At 41.3% G+C, this 4162-nt stretch carries 6 protein-coding genes; 3 read left to right on the top strand and 3 right to left on the bottom strand.

Annotation, left to right across the window (positions count from 1 at the left end):
- Nucleotides 1-155 (top strand): transposase domain-containing protein (locus H5300_RS25715; protein WP_182797264.1); only part of this gene is annotated, 155 nt, incomplete at its 5' end.
- A gap of 18 nt (nt 156-173) precedes the next feature.
- Here H5300_RS25715 and H5300_RS25710 read toward each other — a convergent pair.
- Nucleotides 174-764, bottom strand: a complete 591-nt coding sequence (locus H5300_RS25710; protein WP_182797263.1) for a hypothetical protein — start codon at nt 762-764, stop codon at nt 174-176.
- A 177-nt stretch (nt 765-941) separates the two neighbouring features.
- Here H5300_RS25710 and H5300_RS25705 point away from each other — a divergent pair, with 177 nt between their 5' ends.
- The gene (locus H5300_RS25705; RefSeq protein WP_182797262.1) at nt 942-1145 is read left to right on the top strand and encodes an AlpA family transcriptional regulator; all 204 of its coding nucleotides are present in this window, start codon (nt 942-944) and stop codon (nt 1143-1145) included.
- Between the two features lie 30 nt (nt 1146-1175).
- Here the strand turns inward: H5300_RS25705 and H5300_RS25700 are convergent, their stop codons facing one another.
- Nucleotides 1176-2264, bottom strand: coding sequence for a hypothetical protein (locus H5300_RS25700; RefSeq protein WP_182797261.1), 1089 nt, complete (start codon nt 2262-2264; stop codon nt 1176-1178).
- A 513-nt stretch (nt 2265-2777) separates the two neighbouring features.
- Between H5300_RS25700 and H5300_RS25695 the strand changes: the two genes are divergently transcribed.
- Nucleotides 2778-3476, top strand: coding sequence for an inovirus Gp2 family protein (locus H5300_RS25695; protein ID WP_182797260.1), 699 nt, complete (start codon nt 2778-2780; stop codon nt 3474-3476).
- Nucleotides 3477-3620: 144 nt separating this feature from the next.
- On the opposite strand, the gene H5300_RS25690 is transcribed toward H5300_RS25695, so the two are convergent.
- A partial coding sequence (locus H5300_RS25690; protein ID WP_182797259.1) for a lecithin retinol acyltransferase family protein occupies nt 3621-4162 on the bottom strand: 542 nt, incomplete at its 5' end.

Below are 4162 nucleotides of genomic sequence, written 5' to 3'. Positions count from 1 at the left end.
ATGGCGCTGACGCGAGTGCGATGCTTTACAGCATCGTCGAGACTGCGAAAGCCAACGGCCTTATCCTCTACGACTACATGGTCAAGTGCATGAAAGAGCTAGCGAAAGCTGAGCCTGATATCGATACGCTCCTACCTTGGAGCTTCAAACATTAACAACATCGCCCCGTGGGTTCATGGGGCGCATACTGTCCAGTACCTCGCATGCAACCCTTTTTCCTTTATCTGTTCGGATGACATTAATAAAGGAAATGATATGCATAGATTGTCATGGCACCATTTGGCATCTCTAAGCTGTCGCAGATACGCGCGATCTCTAGAGCAACGAGAAAGTATGTTATCAATATGCGCTTTGATTAACTTACCAATTTGAATCTCAATAGCGCCATCATTAAGGTCACTCTTCATTTCTGGCTTTTCAATGGAGAGAGTAAGCTTGCTTATATTCTTGCTTTTCCAGTCTCTTAGAGGTCCGGACCAAATGTTTGATCTCAGGCTGGATGTTTCCTTAAATTGGCTAGCAATCCACTCTTCAACTTTGACTGAGCCATCATTGAAATGAAGCTCTTTCCAAGCAGACTTTTTCTGTACTAGGTTTTGCTTAAACTCACTTTCATTAGGGACGAATTTAACCACAGGTCTTTCTTGATTAAGCTTAGCTTCATAGTGGTCTAATAACCTTTCTATTACCTGCTCTTGAGTTTCAAAGCCAACTCTATGCGTGCTTAAGCGTTGGTTGATCTCTTCACTGATTTCAATATTCATCTATAGGCAACCTGCAATGTAATGGGCTTACTTTTAATGTAAAAGCTATACATTTAATTGTAGTGGCTATTTATACCTTATCAAACCCTGTTTATAACACTTTGATGTGGACCTGTGATCAAAGCCAACTCAGATATATTTCATCTTCCTGGATAAACCGATAACCAGGAGAATATGATGGAAATCATTCAGAATAGTAGTGATCGTTTCCTTCGTCTGCGTGACGTTATGGAAACGACGACACTGTGTCGCAGTAGCATTTATAACCTGATTAAAGCTGTCGGTCTTCCTAGTAACTACGCCATTATGGGCAAGCGCAAAGCCTGGCTTGAAAGTGAGGTGCAAGCTTGGGTTCTCTCAAGAGTTAGTGCTTTTTATTAGGGGGAGTGCAGATAACAGACCATTGCCAATCTATAGCAGGTTCGTGATGGCTTTTATGACCCTAGGATCTCTAATACCTAGATCTGCTAAATTCAGCATAAGAGCTTTAGCTTTTTCTTTTGTGCGCTGCATTGAGATCTCTACAGTGTCATACGCTTTGAGAATGTCAGTTTTACAATAAGGTAAAGTATTATCATCACCACTATCTCTTTTCATTACGGCGATTTGTCTAAATGTGTTTTGGCGTTCAATAAATGCTGAAGAAACTTGTTCTATTTTTTTTGTTAGTTGCTCCCTCCTCTTGGCTAAAGCTTCCAACTTACCTTCATTAGTTGTTGGATTATTCTTATGCTCATGTTGATAAATTGACTCATATGCTTCAAGTAACTCCGCAATTGCGAGGTAATGCTTGTTGTGTAGTTTCTTATCAATCTGTTCATTTATATGCTCTTGAAGCACCATATAATTGATGGATTTGATGGTGGCTTGTTGCACTCTTTCTAGCTCATCTTCAGTTATGGCCATCATCTGTTCAAAGAAACTTGTATTGAAAATGATTCGTTGTGGTAATGAAAAATTCTTAAAACTTCTCTTCTGGATGCTGATGAATTCGAGATCTTTTAGGGTTTGCATGGCAGTAGTTAGGCTTCTAGAGCTCATGCTTAAGCGATTCATTATCTCGTCGTTTTTTATAGTTAAAGACAATGTTGCATAATCCACTTCTGATTGGAGTAGATTGCATAACTTAATCAAATTCACTTTTTTTGAAGAGGATAACTTGAGGGAGTTTTGACTTTCTAGGTAGGTCATAGTTGTGAGTGCGTTGGTAACTTCCCCAAACTTGTTAGCATCACTTTGCAGTTTTCGCAGCTTATCCATAAACCCATACGGCTTTTCAACATTTGCGATGATGAAGGATACTTCCCCAAAAGCAGCAAAGTTAAGTACTTCAGTAGGGAGTGCGAGATGGTCTAAATTTAAGGCATTTCGGCAAAGTGGATATTGATATTTATGCACCTGTAAACTCTCGACATTACCGCTCTTGAAGACAATCCAGTAGCTAGTCGCAAAGGGAAGGGTAATAATCATGTCGTCATTTATTAATGCAAGTTGGTTCATAGCTAGTCTTCTTGATTTAGGGAGTTTCCATTTTGCAATGGGAGTTTCATAATTTATATCAAGAATTATGACATGGTATGAGCGGAGAAAGCCAGTTTTTGTAGCTTGTAAGTAACTTGTTATCTAGCTGTGATTTGAGCACTGTCGATATGGGTAATATATGCGCTTACTAGAGTGAGATGGCATGGCCATGCAGGGCAACACAGGTCAGGGAAGCAACAATTTTGACGAATGAAAAAGAAGAGGAGTGACCCCTACAGCAACTAGGAATTACCAATATACTATGCGAGTAGGTTAACATTACGACTAACGGCTCTCTCGCCTTGCCCTCCAAGGCTTAGTGGCCTACTTTTTATTTTTTGCAATAGTAGAGGGGAAATGTCGGTAATGGTAATACACTAGTACTTACCAGTTCATTAATAACCCCTAGGTTAGTAATGCGTTAGTGGAACCAACTTAATAATTACAGAACCAGTATTCATTTGAACGTAACTCATCAATGGATACAAAGTAATGCCTAAACACCCAACCAATAAAAACCTGACAATCATCAAAGCAACTACCTTTAAAACCCTTCCTTTGGGAAGACCTCGCTACCAAGGGGCTTTTGAGTTTATAGAAGAGTATTTGAACACGAACATTAACGTGATGAATAGCGCACTACGCACTCACGCTAGAACGCTAGCAGTGAGGGTGGATTTGCACCTACCAAGACAAGCATCAGGGAATGCTTCCTTTAATAATTTTCAAGAAGCGTCAATTACACGTTTCATTAAATCTTTGAAAAGTAAAATTGGAAACCACATCTCACGTACCCGTCGTAATGGTAACAGTACTCACCGTTCAGAGGTGCAATACGTTTGGGTTTGTGAGCAAGGGGAAACTGGGCAAGATCATTACCACCTAGTCTTGTTTCTTAACAATGATACCTTTCGCCATCCCGGTGTTAAGCGCACAGGGGAAGAACCGAGCAATCTTATTAAGATGATTATTGGTGCGTGGAGTAGCGCCCTTAAAATCGGATTTGATGAAGCGTGGGATTTAGTTACCATCCCTTCAGGAGCTTCTTATCTCTTACGCAACACGTCGATACCAGAGCAAGCGTATTGTGATTTATTCAAAAGGCTCAGTTACTTCGCTAAGGTGAAAACTAAAGTCTATGGGGAAAATCGTAATAGTTATGGCAGTAGTCGTTTACTCAGGCATCGATAAAGTGCTATTAATCTCATAGGGAGATCTTCCGTCGATTGAACTATTTGGCAAAAAAAAGATACTAAACATTATGGTGAAGGACGCCGTAATTTTGGTACCAGCTATCGGTAGTGAGGAATGGAGGGTGTTTAGCCCTCCAGTAACTTAATCAAACCATGACTTAATCGCACCCCACGTATTACCTACCACTTCAATGGGTGCAAAGACGATATCAACAGCAGTCTCTACAGTACCCGTTATAAGCTCGCCAGTGGCACCGATGATTTCCCCCTCACTCAGTTTATCGTAAGTATTGCTTAGGGTATCAACAGCACCTGTGTAGGCAGCTTCAATAGGCTTGGCTACAAGATCCCCAGGAGCGCCGACAACGGTGTTGACGCTATCAGGTAAGCCAATGTATTCCCCCACGTACTTCGCCCCTGTAGAGGCGATAGCGATGGTGCCTAATGGACCTTTCGCAAACTGTTTAGCTGATTGACCGAGTAGACCTTGCCTAGCTGCAACATGAGCGATGACATGACCGCCGTTACTCACTTGGTTAGACGTATGTCGCTGTTTAAGGCAACGATTTACGAAGTGCTCACAATTATTCGTAGCGACATCATAACCAGGTTTGCCTACCTGCTGCTTTGCGTAATCAATGGCATCTTGTGGATAGGGTGCGTGTCGCTTCACTCTGATTTCTT

The sequence above is a fragment of the Vibrio sp. SG41-7 genome (assembly GCF_014164465.1).
Lineage (GTDB): Bacteria > Pseudomonadota > Gammaproteobacteria > Enterobacterales > Vibrionaceae > Vibrio > Vibrio splendidus.
The sequence above is the reverse complement of the archived record's forward strand: the minus strand, read 5'-3'. Positions and strand labels throughout refer to the sequence as shown.

Excerpts from the sequence above, each read along its gene's own strand:
- H5300_RS25710 (WP_182797263.1), bottom strand. The coding sequence starts at position 764 with ATGAATATTGAAATCAGTGAAGAGATCAACCAACGCTTAAGCACGCAT.
- H5300_RS25705 (WP_182797262.1), top strand. The coding sequence starts at position 942 with ATGGAAATCATTCAGAATAGTAGTGATCGTTTCCTTCGTCTGCGTGAC.
- H5300_RS25700 (WP_182797261.1), bottom strand. The coding sequence starts at position 2,264 with ATGAACCAACTTGCATTAATAAATGACGACATGATTATTACCCTTCCC.
- H5300_RS25695 (WP_182797260.1), top strand. The coding sequence starts at position 2,778 with ATGCCTAAACACCCAACCAATAAAAACCTGACAATCATCAAAGCAACT.